This is a genomic window from Bounagaea algeriensis (genome assembly GCF_054491375.1).
In genome coordinates this window covers 1-16,252 of sequence record NZ_JBSSUS010000002.1, presented here as the reverse complement: position 1 = coordinate 16,252, position 16,252 = coordinate 1, and the positions used below count along the sequence as shown (strand labels likewise).

Sequence of the window (16,252 nt, the reverse complement as noted above, 5' to 3'; positions counted from 1 at the left end):
CGCCTGCCGAATCACTGGTCAGGTGTGCGTGGCAGGCGCTTCGCGAAACTCTGCGCTGGGGTTTCGAGTGTCAGTCGACGTGGCGACCGACCCAGGCGACCAGGACGGCGCGTTGCCGCGTGCCCAAGCCGCGTAGCCGCCGCGTGCGGGCAATGCCGCAGCGGTCCAGCACCCCGTCTGCGGTGGCCGCACCAACCCCGGACAGCGCCAGCAGCGCGGTGCGCAGCCGGATCCCACCGAGAACGTCGGGATCGGTCTCGGCTTGCTCCAGCAGCTCGGGCAGGGTGAGCTCGCCGGCACGCAGCGCATCGAGCGCATCCCGACGGGCCGTGCGCGTGCGAGCCGCGGCCTGCAGCGCGGCGTCACGCTGGTCAGCAGTGAGCGTGGGCAGAGACATGAAACTCTCCAATCAGTTTCTGCGCTGCTGTTTTTCAACGTTCGGCGGCGACGGCGTCGATCACGGCCCAACCCATGAGGCACACCCAGTGCCACGCCTGGTCCAGTGCAGGTTGGCCGCCGCGGTTGAAGTACTCGGTCTTGTCCGGCATCCCGGGCAGCTGGGAGAGCTGGCGGGGCAACGTTCCGGACTCGCGGCTGCGGTCCATGACGTAGTGCAACGCGCCGGTGGCGGTGTGGCCGAGCACGAACGGCACCGGGCGGGTGCGGATGCCGAGTGCGGTGTTCGTGGCCAGCTGCGCTGCGGCGACGGTGAGCGTATAGCTGCGGACGTGCCGCAGGCAGCGGCGCCGACCATCCGGCCCTGGGTGGCCCTTCTCGAGCGGATCTTTACCGTCGGGTCCGCCCTGGGCGTACTGATCGCCCCACTCGTGTCCGCCGATCGCGGCGGCGATGTTGGCGGCCAGCCGCACCCCGCGGCGGATCGTGCGCGTGTCCATCGCGCTTCGTGTCCTCTCTGCGCTGGGACTTCTGCTACTTGCCGAGGAAGTGGCGGATCGCCTTGTTGGCGTCTTCCCGGTTGATGCCGCGGAGCACCTGCCGCAGGTGCCGCTCGCACGCGGACTTGCTCGGATCCGCCGGAAGGTCGCCGGTGGCGATGCCGTGGCGCAGGATCCCGATCCGTTCCTCGAGCACCGGGTCGTGCTTGGCCGTGCGCAGCATGTCCGCGGTCAGCGCAGCGCCGGCGTGCCACAGCAGCACGCCGAAGGCGACCAGCACGGGCACGATGATGTGCACCAGCGTGTCCGGACCGCCCCAGCCGAACCGGAGTCCCCACGGGACGGTGACCAGAACGATCGACGCTGCGCACAGACCAATGTCGATGGCGATGAAGAGCTTGCCGGGTGTGCTGCCCTGTCGGTAGGCCCGGGTTTGCAACGCGAGGCTGATCACGAGCATCGCCGAGGCGATCGGCTCGATCGCGTAGCCCAACCAGCTTCCGTCGGGGCCGACGACGCCGAGCTTGACCGTGTGCGTGAGATACAGCAGCGCTCCGGTGATGATGCTGATCATCAGTGCTGCGCAGACCGTCCACGTGCGATGGATCGTGCCGACCGCCCGCGCCGGGTCGGTCAACCGCTGCCGCGTGCGTTCAGCTCGGTCATCCAACCAGGCCCGCCAGCGGGCGAGGCGCTGGGCGCGCACCTGCGCCTTCCCCGCCCGTTCTTTCTCCCGTCGTTCCTTGTTACGCACCCGACGGGAGGCTTTCTGGTCCTTCTCGTCATCGGCGCCGTCCCTGCGCTGCAAGAATGCACCCTGATTCTCCACGTCGGTCAGTTCGCGGAGGATCGCGACCGAGCGTTTCTCCCGATCGAGTTCGGCTTGCAGCTCGTCCGGTCCCGGCTCGGACGACTCCCCCGAGGGGTTAGGGGTGTCGGTGCGTGTCGATGGCACGGGGATCGACTGCGGCGCCCCGTTGCGGGGCCGGTCATCAAGAACAGTCATCGTGTGCTCCACATGCATGCTGTAGGTTTCTGCGCAGCGGTTTCAGCGGGCTCGACGGCGGCGAGCCAAGGCACGGACGGCGAGTGCGGCGGCGCCGACAGCGACGAGTCCGGCGCCGATCTGAACCGGCAGCGCGGTCGTGGCGACCACGGCCAGCAGCACCGCCAGTCCGGTGAGCACCGCAAACAGCACCACGGGTGCGCGCGAACTGCCGAGGTCGAGGTCGAAGTCCGTGCCGCGGAAGTCGAGTTCGACGTCGCCGTCGAACTCGACTTCCTCCGCGGCGGCCTCGCCGGCATCCGTGCTCTGCGCTGCGGCGATGTCCCCACCCGCCGGCGGGGCGGGAGGGAGCTCGGTGTCGGTGGTGGGCAGCTCGATCGGACGACCAGCGGGGGCCGTCAGGTCGATGTCGGCGGCGCTCATCGGGCCACCTCCTGGGTGCGCCGCAGCCCGCGGCGCTGCTCGGGGGTGTATCCGCCCCAGATGCCGTGGTCGGCGCCGATGTGCAGCGCCTCGGACAGGCACTCGGCGGCGACGGGGCAGTTGGCGCAGAGCTCCTGTGCGTAGCACTGTGCGCTGGGAGTGAGCGGGAAGAACGCGTCCGGATCGGACGCGCCGCGGCAGTTGGCGCGGGCACGCCAGTCCGATGTGACTACGGTGCTCATCGATCAGACCTCCTGTGTCACGGGGCGATGCCAAGGGCGACGAACACGCCGGTGAGTACGGCGATCACGCCGAGCTGGATCAGCAGGAACACGGCGAGGAAGGCGGCGTGGTTACCGGCGCTGGGGCGGCGGCTCATGATGTGTCCTCCTTGAACAGTCATTGCTGTTGTTGCTGTGCACAGCGGATTTCCACTGCGGTGGTGCCCGCCCGTGGAGTCGAACCACGGCACCCCGTGGGGTGGCGGCCTGTCCGCGCGGGCTCATGTCCGTCTGGCTCTGCGCTACGCACACCCCTCCCGGGGCTGGCCTAGTGCGGTCGATGCGGCCTTGACCGCCGCCGGTGGCGGTCGGAGTCGACGGGGGCCTCTGCGTCGCCCGTGCCGCCCGCGTGGCGCTATGCGCAGTGCGGATGCGGCAGTAGGGCGAAGCGTCCCTTCCGGCTGGGATGGGACGGCAGGCCCGAAGCCTGTCCACTGTGGAGTTATCAAGGAATCGAAGGCCGGTGAGCCAGTAGGCCCGGTGGCCTGGGAAAACCACGGCGAGGTCGAGGGGCACGCCGTGGCCTCCCCCGGCACCGGGGGTGGTGCCGAGTTAGGCGACGCGCTGCCTGCCCCGCTGGGGACCGGTGGGGGTGGCGCGGCGCCGCCGGGCAGCGAGATCGACAACCTCGGCGGGCGCGGCGGCAGTGGTGAGGCTGGCCTCGAACGCGGCGGCCAGATGCTCGGCATCGGTGTCAGTGCGGGCCGCGGCGAGCACGTACGGATCGAGGGCGCTGTAGATGTCGCCGCTGCGCAGAGCGCTGTCGGTGGCGTCGATGGCCTCACCAGCCTCAAAGGCCTGGGCGAGGGTGAGGCCGATCTCGGACTCGCACGGGGCGTACGCGTCGCGCGGGTCAAGGCGGTCGCCGGTCGTCCACATCGAAAGCCCTCTCTTCCTATGACTTACGCACCAACTGAGTGCGTTACGCATAGGCTGACACGTGTGATTGCGTTTACGCAATAGGTGTCTGCGTAACGCAGTACGTGGAACAATGGAGGCATGAAAGCGACACGGACTGAACAGATCACCGAGAGCTACCGGCATCAGATCCGAGAAGGAGAGATCAACCCCGGCGATCGACTTCCGAGCTCGCGCGATCTCGCAGCGCAGCACGGCATCAGCGAGCCCACCGCCCGATCGGTGCTGTCCGCACTGCGGGTGGGCGGCTACACCGTCACCACCCAACGCGGCTCTTTCGTTGCCCCACGCCCACCGGGCGTGGACAGCCCGCAGGACAGGCTGCGCAGGGCAGTGCGCGCCGGTACCACCTCGGCGGAGACGGAGATGCAGCACGTGCTCGCCGCCGAGCTCGTGGCTGCACCGACCTACATCACCGAGATCTACGACCTGGAGCCAGGCGACCAGGTGGTGCGGCGCGAGTACACAATTGCCAGCGGCGATCACGTACTTGCGCTGCATGTGGATTGGTACCGCGCGGAGTTCGCCGCCGCGGTGCCCGCGCTACTGTCGCTAGCAGACCGAACCGGCGGAGACCTACTCAACCGCATTGAGGAAGCTTTCGACCGGCGCGTTACCCACGGCCGCGACGCGGTTCGCAGCCGCGCTACGGACGAACGTGAGGCTTCTGCGCTGCAGGTTTCCCCTGGTTCGCCGACCCTTGCGGGAGCTCACGCCTGGAGCGATGAAAACGGACTCATCGTCTACGGCGAGTGGTGCCTACCGGCTGGTATGGAGGTCGGGTTTAGCTACGACCTGGATTGAGAGACCTGACGATGTCTGAATACCTGCCCCCGCCCCCGGAGGCTGGCATGTATCACCATCTACTGCCTCCCGAGTGGACGCTCGACCCGATCGACGCGACCTGGATGCGCGGTCTGATCGCCTCTGCGCTGGAACTCCGACTCACGCCGATGTGCTGGCACATTGAGCGCGACGAGCATGGCGCGGCGGTTGCCACTGGCTACGTCACCGTGACGCGTCAGCACGAAGCCGACGAGATCCGCGTCGAGTGGGCAAAGGAACTGGGTCTGCACGATGACGGTGCCGGCGGCTATACCGGCCGGACCGGTGGGTTAAGCATTCGACTGCCAGATGCGTTCGACCCGGACGAGCACTGCCAGGTCTGCGGTGGCCTACTGGACCCGCGCAGCACAGAACACCCGCCGGACGAATCGACCTACGATCGGCATGTGGAATGCACACCCCGCGTGTAGCGCTCTGCTCTGCGGAAACGCTCTGCCTGGGTCCCCGCCGGGTATCACCGGCGGGGACCTTCGGCACCACTATCCAGCTATCAATGAGCCGGTGCTGATCGTCTGCGGTGCACCGGCGCACATGGCAGTGGCGATCTGGGGACACATCGGTGTCACCAGTCGCCCACCTGCGAGATCCTGAGGAGCACTGGTCAGGTGGAGACACCTGGAATCCCAGCGCAGAGAGGTAGACCCATGGGTGAGAGCGACGAGACCGGTCGGCGCGAGTGGGGCGAACGCATCCGGCGGGAACGCGAACGGCGCGGGTGGTCGCAGCGGGATGCGGTGCAGGCGTTGCGGGAGGTGGCGCAGCAGCAGCACGACGTCGAGCTACCCGAGCCGGACAGCCTGGTGCGCAGCTGGAAACGCTGGGAAGCGACCGGCTCCATCCGGCCGGACAATCAGCGCTACCTCGCGAGCTTGTTCGAGTCCGTGACCGGTGCGCTGTTCCCGCCGGCACGCTCCGGCCCGCCGATGCCCACCGGTGATGTCGGTGAGCTGCTGCAGCAGATCCAGTCCAGCTCGGTGGATACCGCGGCGATCCAGTCCGTCGAGATCACCGTCGATCGGATCTGCACCGAGTACCCCGTGCGCCCTGCCGCGGAGCTGCTGGTGGAGGCGCGGTCGTGGCTGGCGCGGATCGTACAGATGCTGCAGCAGACCATGACGTTGTCCCAGCGCAGAGAGCTGCAGGTGCAGGCAGGGTGGTTGGCTGCGATCACCGCATGCCTCCAGCACGACACAGGCGACTCGCAGACCGCGGAGGCGACCCGCCGGCAGGCTCTGAGTCTCGCGCACGAGACAGGCCATGCCGGGATGGTGGGCTGGTGCCACGAGATCACCGCATGGCAGGCATTGACCCACGGAAACATCGGTGGAGTCATCACCGCAGCGCAGAACGGCGCGCAAGCCGCCGGAACCGCCGGTGTGAGTGTGCAGCTGGCCGCGCAGGAAGCCAAGGCCTACGCCCGCATGGGCAAGCACCGGCAGGCGATGGACGCGCTGGAGCGGGGGCGGCGGCTGCTGGAACCGATGGACTACCCGGTGAACCGTTCCCACCATTTCGTGGTGGATCCGGCGAAGTACGACTTCTACGCAATGGACGTCTACCGCGTACTCGGCACCGACGACGGAGCCGCTGACCAACTTGCGCAGGAAGTGCTCACCGACAGCATCGACTGGACTGGGCAGGAAACCAGCGTGATGCGGGCGGCCGAAGCGCGGGTGACCCTCGGGGTGACCGCGGCCCGCCGCGGCGACCTGGAGCAGGCTGTGGACCTCGGCACGCGGGCGGTGACGGCGGACCGGCAGAGCCTCCCGTCGCTGCTCATGGTCGCCGGCGACCTGGTGCGGACGGTGAACGCAGCGGCGCCGGACGCACCGGTAGTGCAGGACTTCACCGACCGCGTGCGGGCCCTGCGATCCGCCTGACCGCTACTCGCCATGCGAACGCCCCGGCCAAACTGGCCGGGGCGTTTCGTTTCTCCAGCGCAGAGAGCCACAATGGCGGTTCATCTGCGCCTTCGGAGGTGGCCGTGCCCCGCACGTTGCAGGACATCATCGATCGCCAAGACGATCTCGCCGACGCGTTCGAGCAGTACGAACCTTGCCCGAGCGACTGGAACGACCCGCAGCTTCTGGACCTACTGCGCAACGCAGTGCATCAGCGAGCGACCGCGGAAAGCGCCCTCGTCGACGCCGTCGCCGCAGCTCGTGAAGCCGGATACGCCTGGGGCACGATCGGGAACCTGATCGGCACAACGGGCGAGGCTGCACGTCAGCGCTACGGCAAGCTCATCAACCGTTGATCTACCTAAGCGAGGACGCGGACGATCAGGAAGACCTGCGTCGCCGCTGCGCAGCCCACGACGAATGGGCCCCATCCCTGCGTGCGCAGGGCCGACTTGCTCCAGCGCCTCGCGCCGGTGACGCGCTACGACCCATCCCCGCGTGCGCGGGGCCGAGCCACAGTCCACCTTCTTCTTCCCTGCCGTCTTGGACCCATCCCCGCGTGCGCGGGGCCGAGTAGGCGGCCACGCGAGACGTGGACACTATCTCGGACCCATCCCCGCGTGCGCGGGGCCGAGTCTCCCGGCTGTCCTCCCGGACCTGGGCGACCGGACCCATCCCCGCGTGCGCGGGGCCGAGGATCTGGATCTCGATGGTGGTGATGTCTTCACCGACCCATCCCCGCGTGCGCGGGGCCGAGGCTTGATGACCTGCGACGATTCTGCCCCGCTCGCCGCTATGGAATTGATCGGCCCACGCGTGTAGGGATGGCAGGGGGATCGCTCCCCCCGGGTGCCCCGGCATGCCGGGGCTTCCCGCTTCCATGCGCTGCGCCCGCCGCTCCCGAAGGGGCGGTGGGGCTTACCGGCGCTCCACGGGCGTTTTCCGTGTCCCCTCTGTCAGGGGCCACGGGGACGGCGACCGCGGCAATGTTGACTGCCGCGTTCACGTCCCGATCGACGGTGTGTCCACACCCATCGCAGGTGTACACGCGCTCGGACAGGCGCAGCTTGGTTTTCACTGCACCGCAGGCCGAGCACGCCTTGCTGGTCGGAGCGAACCGATCCGCGTAGGCGATGGTGGCTCCGTACCAGGAAGCTTTGTATTCGAGTTGCCGCCGAAATTCCCCCGGGGCCGCATCCAGCACCTGCCGATTGAGCCCGGCTTTCGCGCGCACACCTCGGCCCGGCGCCTCGGCGGTGCCCTTGGCCGAACTGGTCATGCCGGCTACGTTGAGGTCCTCGATCGCCACTTCGGCGAAGCGGGTGCACAGATCCTTGGTGACCTGGTGTAGGTGGGCGGCGCGTTGTTCGGCGATGTGCTGCTGCAGCTTCGACAGCTCCGCGCGCGTGCGGCGCCACCGGTTTGATGCTTTCCGCCCGGTGCGTTTGTCCGGGCCCTGCCGCCGCGACAGCTCCCGCTGTAGCCGCACCATCCGACGCCGCGACCGGTCGAGATGCCGCGGATTGTCGATGACCTCGCCGGTGGACAGCGCGGCCAGATGCTTCACGCCGAGATCCACGCCGACGCGACCATTCGCTTTCTGCCGGTGCGATGGGCCTCGTTGGGTCTCGCGGCCCGGGGTGATATCGGGTTCGTCGACGAGCACCGCCGCGTACCACCGTTTTCCACCGCGGGAAACGGTGACGGACTGGACGACGCCACCGCGGTCGAGTGCGCGGGACAACCGTTTGGCCGAGTCGTGCAGCCGCACCGAGCCGAGGTCTCCCGGGCGGAAGCGGGGCATCTGCAGCCGCCGGTACCCGTCGAGGCGGATCGTCGGGCTCTTGACCGCGTGGTGCAGCCGGAACGAGTCCTTGCTGCGCCCCTTCTTCTTGAACTTCGGCATCCCCACGGGACCGCCCGCGCGTTTACCCGACAGGGAGTTGAAGAAGTTCTGAAAGGCCTGGTCGGCGTCTTTGAAGGCGGATTGGAACGCGTAGGTCGACACGGCGCGCCACCAGGTGCAGATGCCCGGGCGGCCGTACCGGTCGTCGCCTTTGAAGCAGTTCCAGTCCTTCTGGATCTGCTGCTTGCTCGGCACCTTCACGGTGGCCATCTTGCGAGCTCGGGCCTCTGTCCAGCCGAGGGTGACCAGCTCGTCGATCTGCAAGCTGCGGCGCCGATGGGCCTCGTTCTTCACCGCGAGGGCGTGGTTGTAGGCCCACCGGGCAGCTCCGGCGTGCTGCTGCAGCGCTTCGAGTTGCTGGCCGGTGGGGTTGAGCGCGAACCGGTACGCGCGCAGCCGGCGCGGCGTGTCCGGTTCGTTCGTTCCCATGATCAGCATGGTAGTGCTCGGTGCCGACAACGCGTGCCCGGGCTCAACGAAGGCGCTTTCGGAGCTCGTCCCAGGTGACCGTTCCGGCGGGCGGCTCGCCGGTGGCGAGCGTGTCCTCGACCTGGTCGCGAATGTTGGTGGCTTCGGCGTAGGACACGCCGAGGCGTTCGCGGAGTTGCTCGGCGGTTGCACCGCCAGCTGAAAAGTCCGGGCGGGCCATCCGGTCGGCGGCTCGCTGCCACAGGTCGAGGGTGCGTTGCAGGTCGTCACTGCCGGAGTGGCGGGCGCGGGCGAGGTCGCCGTCGAACTGCTCCGCGGTGGCGTTGTCGTACTGCTCGATCTGCTCGCGGATTGCCTGCGGGTCACTGGCCATGCGGGCGAGCGTAGCGTGCGGCGGCGTCGCTGCCCGTGCGCTGGGACGACAGCGAGAAGACACACCTTCGCGTGAAGCACTTCAACAGTCGTTTAGGCAGATCCGCGCCCTGAATCTGCAGGTCAGCACGACACAGGACGCTATATTTTTCAAAGTAGTGCTGCTACATAACGCCATGGGTGCGGATGTGCGCTGCAACGACTCGTTCTCGTCCGTTTGTTGCATCTGCGCATTTCCCTGGTAGGTTCAAGGTCAACACACCCAGATGAACCAGCAGGAGGGGTGACGATGCAGCTGTCGATCACCGACTTTCGACGGGACTTCTGTAGCTACCTCGACACGCTCGTCGAGGCCGGCGAGCCGGCGTACATCGAGGACCGGAAGCGACGCGGAGACCCGACCGAGGCTGTCGTCGTCCCTCCGGAGCTATGGGACGAGATCTTGCGCGTGCCCAGCGTGCGCAAGCGGATCAAGGAGCACGTTGCCGCCAAGCAGGCCGACCAACAGAACGGCTTGGATCAAGCTGCATAATGGACTGAACCTGCTACAGGACGTTCCCGTCCTGAACAACTGAACTCCGGAGTGCACGCCGGGTCTGGCGGATCGTGGCCGCCAGTGAGGCCAACACCCCAGCTCGGTGAGCACTCCAGTGGATCGCGCATCGGGGTCTGGGTGACCCGCCCGATGGACGGCCGACCAGACCTGGTGAGCGATCCACGCGTGCGACGCAGCCGGCGTACGGCTCATCGTGGCCTGCTGATGCGGCCAACGCGGCGGTGCTGCACACGGATCGAGGCGCTCGTCTGGCCAATCTCTCCGGGGCGTCCCGGCCAACGGACCCCCTATGGCGTGGGGCGCGTCGATCCGGCACAAGACAGTAAGACGCCCCGCCCACTGGCGTTTGCTTTGGCCGGCATGACCAGTGGAACGGGGCCCCGAGATCTGGGTAAACCCAGAACACGACAACTACAGTGTAGGGCATCCCCCAGCGCATCCCGCAACCGCGGGCGGCATGGACCACACCGATAGGCGTGTCGTGCTCAGGGCCAGGGCTCGGGATCGGACATCCGACCGAGAAGGACCCGAACCGTGGTAGGCAACCCCGAAAACGCCAGCACAGACCGCGACGACACCCCGATCGAGGTCTACGGCGACAGCCCCGACCGCGTCGACGTCCCCTTTTGGCTCGCCGCCTGCATCAAGCTCGCCCCGCCAACGCGCAGCAGCGGGCAGCCGATCCAACGCATCGATCGCGTCTACGCCGTCGTGCTGATGATGCTGGCCGCGCGCTACGGAGCGCGCCCCGACGAGGCCATCCTCATCGACCGCAACAGCATCGCCCGCTGGGCCGGCGTCTCCCGCCCAGACCAGGCCGCATGGATCACCGACTACCTGGAGCAGATCCGGTTCATCACGGTCTACCGACGCTGGGACAAGCACGGACGGAAGTCGAACGCGTTCGATGTCCACGTACGCCCACCAACCGACTATGTCGGTCCGCAGACCGCCGCCGAACTCGACGCGGCCCTGCGTGACCCCACTAGCCCGCCGATGCTCTTTTCCCCTGGGCAACCCAATGACACGACGAGCGTGGCAAAGGGTTCGCCCCAATACCACGACGAGCGTGGCAAAGGGTCTGAAACCCCTGGGCAACCCAATGACACGACGAGCGTGGCAAAGGGTTCGCCCCAATACCACGACGAGCGTGGCAAAGGGTCTGAAACCCCTGGGCAACCCAATGACACGACGAGCGTGGCAATGCCGCGCGTGCGCGGAATTGGAATTGAAGGGGAACCCCCTTCGGGGGGTTCCCCTGAAATGAATGCGAACGCGGGCACGCCCGCCGCTGCCGCGGCGGCGGGCGACCCGCTCGACGAACGCCCCGACCTCGCCGAGGTAGTCGCCCGGCTGCCGTGGCCCGGCGACTCGATCGGCATGGGCGAAGCCCGCCAGGTCGTCGAGGCCATGGCCTACGCCGAGCAGCACCTCGGATGGGGCCTGGACCGGATGCGGTCCGAGGGCGCTAACGCGCTCGCCTACCGCAAGGGCGATCCGGTGCGGTTCGTTGTCCAGCGGTTCCGCGAGGGCAACCGGCTGGGCCGGTTCCAGCTGGTTCCGCGGTCCGAGCGGATCTCGGGTGAGCTGTCCGGTGGTGACGAGCAGCACGAGGACGACCAAACGTCCGGTGGCGGGTCCGGGCAAGAGCCGGCGGGTCCCGTGGATCGGTGTACTGGTGAGGTGCTGCCGGTCTGGTGCGGCGCGTGCAACGGCGGGCATTCGATGGCGGCGGATCTGAAGCAGTTCCGGCTGGGGCGCGATGGATACCGGTGCTCGGCGTGCCACCCGGACTACGACCCGACGGTGGACGCGGCCGCGGTGGAGGAGCTTCCGGAGCTGGAACGGGACGAGCAGGGCCGGCGGATTCCGCCGAAGCCCAAACGCCGGCGCCGGCCGCCCGAGTCGGCTGCGTGATCAGATACCCCGATTGCTGGGGCGTATATGCCGCTGCAGCGGCCGCACATCCTGCTTCCGCGGCTCTCCCTTGGGCGGCGGGCGTGTGGCCGCTATGAAGGATCAATTTCAGCCAGAAATGAAATAGCCCGGTCGGGACTCGCGTCAACGACCCCCCCGACCGGGCATCCATCAGACCGGAAAGGACCGGCTATGACCAGCGTAGACGAACGTACCCATGACAACGACACCGCTGTGCCGCCGCACGATCTCGAGGCTGAGCAGATCACGCTCGGCGCGATGATGTGGAGCAGCGAGGCACGCGAAGCCGTGCTCGGCATGCTCACCCCCGCGAGCTTTTACCGCCCGGCTCATCAGGCGATCTACACGGCGATCGCCGACCTCGACGATGCGGCCAGCCCCACCGATCCGGTCAGCGTGGCTCATGAGCTGGAACGGCGGCAGCAGTTGCAGAAGGCCGGCGGTGCGCCCTATCTGCACACGCTGCTGGAGATGGTGCAGGTCGGTACCGATGGGCAGCACCACGCGGGCATCGTCGCCGAGTACGCCGAACGGCGCGTCCTCGGCGAGTTGGGCGAAACGTTCGGCCAGCTCGCCCGCACCGGTGGTGAGTCGCTGTCGGCGATCGTGGATGCGGCCCGCAGCCGGCTCGACCAAATCACCCACCAGCACACCACCACCACGGCCCCGCTGCTGGCGGACGTGCTGCCGAGCGTGTGGACCGGGCTGGAACAGACGCAGGAAGGCCGCGTTGCTCCGGGCCTGCCCAGCGGGTTTGCCGACCTCGATGATGTCACCAACGGCTGGAAACCGGGCCAGCTCATCGTCATCGGCGCCCGCCCCGGCATCGGCAAGTCCACCTTCGCGCTGGACATGGCCCGTGCTGCAGCAATCAAGCACAGCCAGGCCACGCTGATCTTCTCCCTGGAGATGGGCCGCGACGAGCTCGGCAAGCGGCTGCTGTCCGCGGAATCGCGGGTGCGGGCGGCCGACATGGACAGCGAAGGCGGGATGAGCGACGACGACTGGGTGCGGATGGCCCGCACCTACTCCCGTGTCGTCGAGGCGCCGCTGGCCATCGACGACACGGCCAACATCACCGTCGCCGAGATCCGCAGCCGCGCTCGGCAGCAGGCCCGCACGATGAACCTCGGCCTGATCGTGGTCGACTACCTGCAGCTCGTCGGCTCGTCGGGGCGAGCGGAACGGCGCGAACAGGAAGTCGCCGGCATCTCCCGCGGACTGAAGCTGCTGGCCAAAGAGCTGGAGATCCCCATCATTGCGGTCTCGCAGCTCAACCGCGGCGCAGAGAACCGCACCGACACGAAACCCCGGTTGGCGGATCTGCGTGAGTCCGGCGCGGTGGAGCAGGACAGCGACGCGGTGCTCCTGCTGCACCGGCCCGACGCGGCCGAGCGGGATGATCCGCGTATGGGCGAGGTGGATCTCATCCTGGCCAAGCACCGTGGCGGGCCCACCTCGACGGTGACCGTGGCGCACCAGCTGCACTACTCCCGCTTCGTCGACCTGGCCCCGGGCGCCTGACGGAAGGAAACCGCCGTATGGCCACCGCCAGCACGAACACGTCCGGAACGAAGCCGGGAAAGAAACCCGGTGCCGCCAAGCCCGCGGGCGCCTATGCCGCCGAGGCCCGCGCTCGCAAAGTCCCGTTGCCCGACGGGCTCGACCCCGCGACGGTCGGCGCGGCTGCCGCGCTGTTCGTCTACCAGTACCGCACGCAGCACCAGACCGGGCCGACCTGGCGCGAGGTCGCCGAATACGTGCACCCGGACTGCGTGACGGTGTGCGGCCCGCAGGCCGACCGGGCTGACCGGGTGGTGCCCCGGGTGCACGCCGAGCAGATCGTGCAACAGCTCATTGACGCCGGCTGGCTGTCCGTCACCCGCGAGAAGCGCTCACTCACCCTCGCCGGCGCGCACTAGACCACGGCGACCCGACCGAACGAGGCCCCGCCCGAACTCTTGGGCGGGGCCATTTCATGTCTCAACAGTGCTCGCGTGTTCAGTGCCGACTGAAGCTAACTCGGATGCGCACTGTGCATGCGCGAAACCCGCGAAACCCGCACACGGGTGCGAGGAAGGCTTCCAAACGGACCCCGCGTCCCATCGCGGCGCGACGCGCGTCGCGCTCGCGCGCGAGGCACCGGGGTTTCGCAGGGGGTGCGAAACCTTCCGCGAAACCCTGCGAAACCCGGGCGCAAAACCCACGAAACCTCAACGCAACGTGACCAACACCCATCGAGGGAAACGCCGCAGGTGAACAAATCACGTAAACACACGTGTATGCTGAACGTATGAACGGAGGTGATGCATCATGATCCGCGTCAGCGACGACACCCGCCGCCGCATCCACCGCGTCGCCCGCGACGAGTTCGGCGGCGCCAGTGCGGACGAGACGATCCAACGGCTGCTGGACGAGCACTGGAAAGCCACCGCGCTGGCCGCCGTGCGCCACACCCAGCAGACCGACCCCGACGACTGGGCCGCCTACCTCGCCGACGCCAAACACACCGCCGACGCGCAAGCACCCGTGCCCGACGAGACCGGCGAGACGTCCGCATGAGCCACGACGAGTTCGCCGCCGGCACCGTGTGGTTCGCCGACCTCGACCCCATCCGCGGGCACGAACAAGCCGGCGACCGACCCGTACTGATCGTGTCCAGCGCTGTGCATCTGGCGTTGACCGGTGGCGAACTGGTCGCCGTGCTGCCCATGACCACCCGCGTCCGCCCCGGGTGGCTGCACCACGTCCAGTTGTCCGCCGGTGGGTGTGTCATGACCGAGCAGGTGCGCACGCTCGCCCGCGAGCGGTTCCGCCGCCGCGCCCCGGAGCTGGACCCGGACGGCGAGGAGCGGGCCGAGGTCCGCGCCGCGCTGACGCGCATGATCGACCTGTAACCCGACCGAGAAGGAGGAGCCATGTCGTCCCAACGGGTCCCCCCGGACGAGCTGGAGCACCGGATGTGGCGGATCTACCGCGACACGTACAAGCAGTGGGATGCGGCGAAGGACGGATCGGATGAGTGGCACCAGGCGGCGCAGACGATGGCGCTGACCGCCGCCACCGCGATGCAGGCCCAAGCGATGCAATCCAAGCGCTGACCGCGCCCGAACGCGCAACGACCCCTCCCTGAGATCAGGGAGGGGTCGTTTTGCCGTCCAGCGTCGCCATACAGCGACGATCAGGGTGCTTCCGGGGAAAACCCACCCTGGAGATCGATGTGAGGCAACTCAGCCGTTTTCCGTCTCGATCCCCGCGGCGCGCCACACATCGTTCGGCACAGCGTCCACGGGGACCCGTGCCCGGAACGCGGCTTCTTCAATCAACTCCCGCAACGCCCCGGGCGGAGCGCCCTGCTCCCGGGCGGTGGCCATGGCCGCGGCCCACTCGTCCCCGCGGGACTCCAGCTTCAGCCTCGCGGCCTTCCAGCCGTACGCCTTGTCGCGGGCTTGCTTGATGAGCGCGTCGACCTGCGCGGGCGTGCGCTCGTCCGCGGGCCCGTCCGGACGCGTGTCCCCGGGTGTGGGCGTTGGCGCGGACACAGGTGCATCCGTCCGCGCGTCCTCGCGTCCACGAGTGCTCACGTCCACCTGTTCGCTCGTACGCACGTCCACGGGTGCGCTCGTCCGAGCGTCCGCCTGGACGGGCGCACCCGCATCTGCGCGTCCGCGCGTCCCTGCGTCCGCGCGTCCTTGCGTGCTCGCGTCCGCGTGTCCGCCCGTACGGGAGTCCGCGGGTACACCCGTGTGCTCGTCCGCCTGTCCGCGCGTCCCCGTGTCCGCGGGTACGTGTGTCTGCGCGTCCCCGCGGACATCTGTACGCGCGTCCGCGTGTCCGTGCGTCCGCGCGTCCGCGCGCGAGGACTCCGAACCCTGCGACTTCGATTGCTCCGCATTCGGCTCTGCCGGGTGCTTGCCAGAGAGCTTCGACCTCCGCCGTGGTTCCAGCGCCATCAGCCATTCACCTCCGCCCCGACCAGCCGGCGCGCGAACCGGTCGTAGGTCTCGGCGAGGTTCCGCAACCGCGCCTCACGGGACTGATCGAGCCCCACTCCGGCGTTCACGTGATCCGAGATCGGAGCCCACATCGGCACACGCTCATCCTCGGCCAGCCACCCGGACGGGCCGTAGTACTCCGCGAGATCCGCAGCCACGCGCTTGTTCTGCGCGGTTCCGCGCCACGCATTCACCAGTGGTCCGGCCACCGTCAGCGCGGAGTTGTGGTGCTTGGCGACCAGGTCGATCGTGGTGTGCAGCTCGGCCAGTCCGTCGGCAGACCACTCCTCGGCCTGGGTGATGATCAGCGCGCGGTGCGCCGCGGTCAGCGCCGCGATCAGCAGACAGCCCAACGACGGCGAGTTATCGATGAGCACCAGGTCGTAGTCCTTGACGGTCGGCGCAAGCGCCTCGGCGACGACCCGTTCGCGGCCAAACCGCATCGCGTCGATCAAGTCCACACATTCCGTGAGCCGGGACGTGCTGGGGGTCGGTGCCAGCTCCACCCCCTCCCAGATCGTCGACACGACGGTTTCGGTCAGTCCGACGTTCGCGCCTGGGGCGATCGCGTCGGCCACACCGGCCGCGTCCTCAGCGAGGTCGTCGGTGGAAAGGGCGGATGTGGCGTTGCCCTGCGGGTCCAGGTCGATCACGAGCACGCGCGAGCCGAGTCGTGCCGCCGCGCGCGCCAGGTTCACGGTAGAGGTCGTTTTCCCGACCCCACCTTTCTGATTGCATGTGGCTACGACCAGTGGTTGGCCGGGCTGGATCTCGATATCGCTCAT

At 68.3% G+C, this 16,252-nt stretch carries 21 protein-coding genes and 1 CRISPR repeat array; of the genes, 11 read left to right on the top strand and 10 right to left on the bottom strand.

The window, feature by feature from the left end:
* Positions 1-70 precede the first annotated feature (70 nt).
* The 6 genes from mihF to ACVGV2_RS20730 all read right to left on the bottom strand — a co-directional run bounded on the left by mihF (position 71) and on the right by ACVGV2_RS20730 (position 3,485).
* A complete protein-coding gene (mihF, locus tag ACVGV2_RS20755; RefSeq protein WP_459166142.1) occupies positions 71-397 on the bottom strand; it encodes an integration host factor, actinobacterial type in 327 nt (108 codons plus the stop codon).
* A gap of 34 nt (positions 398-431) precedes the next feature.
* Positions 432-896, bottom strand: a complete 465-nt coding sequence (locus ACVGV2_RS20750) for a hypothetical protein (protein ID WP_459166141.1) — start codon at positions 894-896, stop codon at positions 432-434.
* A 34-nt stretch (positions 897-930) separates the two neighbouring features.
* On the bottom strand, positions 931-1,902 hold the full coding sequence (locus tag ACVGV2_RS20745; protein WP_459166140.1) for a hypothetical protein: 972 nt from the start codon (positions 1,900-1,902) through the stop codon (positions 931-933).
* A 42-nt stretch (positions 1,903-1,944) separates the two neighbouring features.
* Positions 1,945-2,325 carry a hypothetical protein gene (locus tag ACVGV2_RS20740; RefSeq protein WP_459166139.1) on the bottom strand — a complete coding sequence of 127 codons (381 nt, stop codon included), beginning with the start codon at positions 2,323-2,325 and terminating at the stop codon, positions 1,945-1,947.
* Positions 2,322-2,567, bottom strand: coding sequence for a WhiB family transcriptional regulator (locus ACVGV2_RS20735; RefSeq protein ID WP_459166138.1), 246 nt, complete (start codon positions 2,565-2,567; stop codon positions 2,322-2,324). Before ACVGV2_RS20735 ends, ACVGV2_RS20740 begins: the two co-directional genes overlap by 4 nt.
* 591 nt (positions 2,568-3,158) lie before the next feature.
* Positions 3,159-3,485, bottom strand: a complete 327-nt coding sequence (locus ACVGV2_RS20730; protein WP_459166137.1) for a hypothetical protein — start codon at positions 3,483-3,485, stop codon at positions 3,159-3,161.
* 120 nt (positions 3,486-3,605) lie between these two features.
* Here ACVGV2_RS20730 and ACVGV2_RS20725 point away from each other — a divergent pair, with 120 nt between their 5' ends.
* The 4 genes from ACVGV2_RS20725 to ACVGV2_RS20710 all read left to right on the top strand — a co-directional run bounded on the left by ACVGV2_RS20725 (position 3,606) and on the right by ACVGV2_RS20710 (position 6,627).
* The gene (locus ACVGV2_RS20725) at positions 3,606-4,328 is read left to right on the top strand and encodes a GntR family transcriptional regulator (RefSeq protein ID WP_459166136.1); all 723 of its coding nucleotides are present in this window, start codon (positions 3,606-3,608) and stop codon (positions 4,326-4,328) included.
* 11 nt (positions 4,329-4,339) lie between these two features.
* Positions 4,340-4,780 (top strand): hypothetical protein, encoded by a 441-nt coding sequence (locus tag ACVGV2_RS20720; protein ID WP_459166135.1) that lies wholly within the window; start codon positions 4,340-4,342, stop codon positions 4,778-4,780.
* A 234-nt stretch (positions 4,781-5,014) separates the two neighbouring features.
* On the top strand, positions 5,015-6,250 hold the full coding sequence (locus tag ACVGV2_RS20715) for a hypothetical protein (protein WP_459166134.1): 1,236 nt from the start codon (positions 5,015-5,017) through the stop codon (positions 6,248-6,250).
* 104 nt (positions 6,251-6,354) lie between these two features.
* Positions 6,355-6,627 carry a hypothetical protein gene (locus ACVGV2_RS20710; RefSeq protein WP_459166133.1) on the top strand — a complete coding sequence of 91 codons (273 nt, stop codon included), beginning with the start codon at positions 6,355-6,357 and terminating at the stop codon, positions 6,625-6,627.
* Between the two features lie 68 nt (positions 6,628-6,695).
* A CRISPR array of direct repeats spans positions 6,696-7,028; the repeat unit is 28 nt; unit sequence GACCCATCCCCGCGTGCGCGGGGCCGAG.
* A gap of 36 nt (positions 7,029-7,064) precedes the next feature.
* Here the strand turns inward: ACVGV2_RS20710 and ACVGV2_RS20705 are convergent.
* Both ACVGV2_RS20705 and ACVGV2_RS20700 read right to left on the bottom strand, forming a co-directional pair.
* The gene (locus tag ACVGV2_RS20705) at positions 7,065-8,615 is read right to left on the bottom strand and encodes an RNA-guided endonuclease InsQ/TnpB family protein (protein WP_459166132.1); all 1,551 of its coding nucleotides are present in this window, start codon (positions 8,613-8,615) and stop codon (positions 7,065-7,067) included.
* A 34-nt stretch (positions 8,616-8,649) separates the two neighbouring features.
* A complete protein-coding gene (locus ACVGV2_RS20700) occupies positions 8,650-8,979 on the bottom strand; it encodes a hypothetical protein (RefSeq protein WP_459166131.1) in 330 nt (109 codons plus the stop codon).
* Between the two features lie 288 nt (positions 8,980-9,267).
* Here ACVGV2_RS20700 and ACVGV2_RS20695 point away from each other — a divergent pair, with 288 nt between their 5' ends.
* From ACVGV2_RS20695 to ACVGV2_RS20665, 7 genes are all read left to right on the top strand, one after another.
* Positions 9,268-9,510: a type II toxin-antitoxin system Phd/YefM family antitoxin gene (locus tag ACVGV2_RS20695; RefSeq protein WP_459166130.1), complete on the top strand. Its 243-nt coding sequence runs from the start codon at positions 9,268-9,270 to the stop codon at positions 9,508-9,510.
* Positions 9,511-10,068: 558 nt separating this feature from the next.
* On the top strand, positions 10,069-11,451 hold the full coding sequence (locus ACVGV2_RS20690) for a hypothetical protein (RefSeq protein WP_459166129.1): 1,383 nt from the start codon (positions 10,069-10,071) through the stop codon (positions 11,449-11,451).
* Between the two features lie 192 nt (positions 11,452-11,643).
* Entirely contained in the window at positions 11,644-12,996 is a 1,353-nt protein-coding gene (gene dnaB, locus ACVGV2_RS20685; protein WP_459166128.1) for a replicative DNA helicase, read from the top strand.
* A gap of 17 nt (positions 12,997-13,013) precedes the next feature.
* On the top strand, positions 13,014-13,394 hold the full coding sequence (locus tag ACVGV2_RS20680; protein ID WP_459166127.1) for a hypothetical protein: 381 nt from the start codon (positions 13,014-13,016) through the stop codon (positions 13,392-13,394).
* A 391-nt stretch (positions 13,395-13,785) separates the two neighbouring features.
* On the top strand, positions 13,786-14,034 hold the full coding sequence (locus ACVGV2_RS20675) for a hypothetical protein (RefSeq protein WP_459166126.1): 249 nt from the start codon (positions 13,786-13,788) through the stop codon (positions 14,032-14,034).
* Complete coding sequence (locus ACVGV2_RS20670; RefSeq protein ID WP_459166125.1) at positions 14,031-14,369, top strand: type II toxin-antitoxin system PemK/MazF family toxin; 339 nt, start codon at positions 14,031-14,033, stop codon at positions 14,367-14,369. The genes ACVGV2_RS20675 and ACVGV2_RS20670 overlap by 4 nt, the downstream gene beginning before the upstream one ends.
* A gap of 21 nt (positions 14,370-14,390) precedes the next feature.
* The gene (locus tag ACVGV2_RS20665) at positions 14,391-14,573 is read left to right on the top strand and encodes a hypothetical protein (protein WP_459166124.1); all 183 of its coding nucleotides are present in this window, start codon (positions 14,391-14,393) and stop codon (positions 14,571-14,573) included.
* A gap of 129 nt (positions 14,574-14,702) precedes the next feature.
* Here ACVGV2_RS20665 and ACVGV2_RS20660 read toward each other — a convergent pair whose 3' ends face one another.
* Positions 14,703-15,014, bottom strand: a complete 312-nt coding sequence (locus tag ACVGV2_RS20660) for a hypothetical protein (RefSeq protein WP_459166123.1) — start codon at positions 15,012-15,014, stop codon at positions 14,703-14,705.
* Positions 15,015-15,424: 410 nt separating this feature from the next.
* Positions 15,425-16,252, bottom strand: a complete 828-nt coding sequence (locus ACVGV2_RS20655) for a ParA family protein (protein ID WP_459166122.1) — start codon at positions 16,250-16,252, stop codon at positions 15,425-15,427.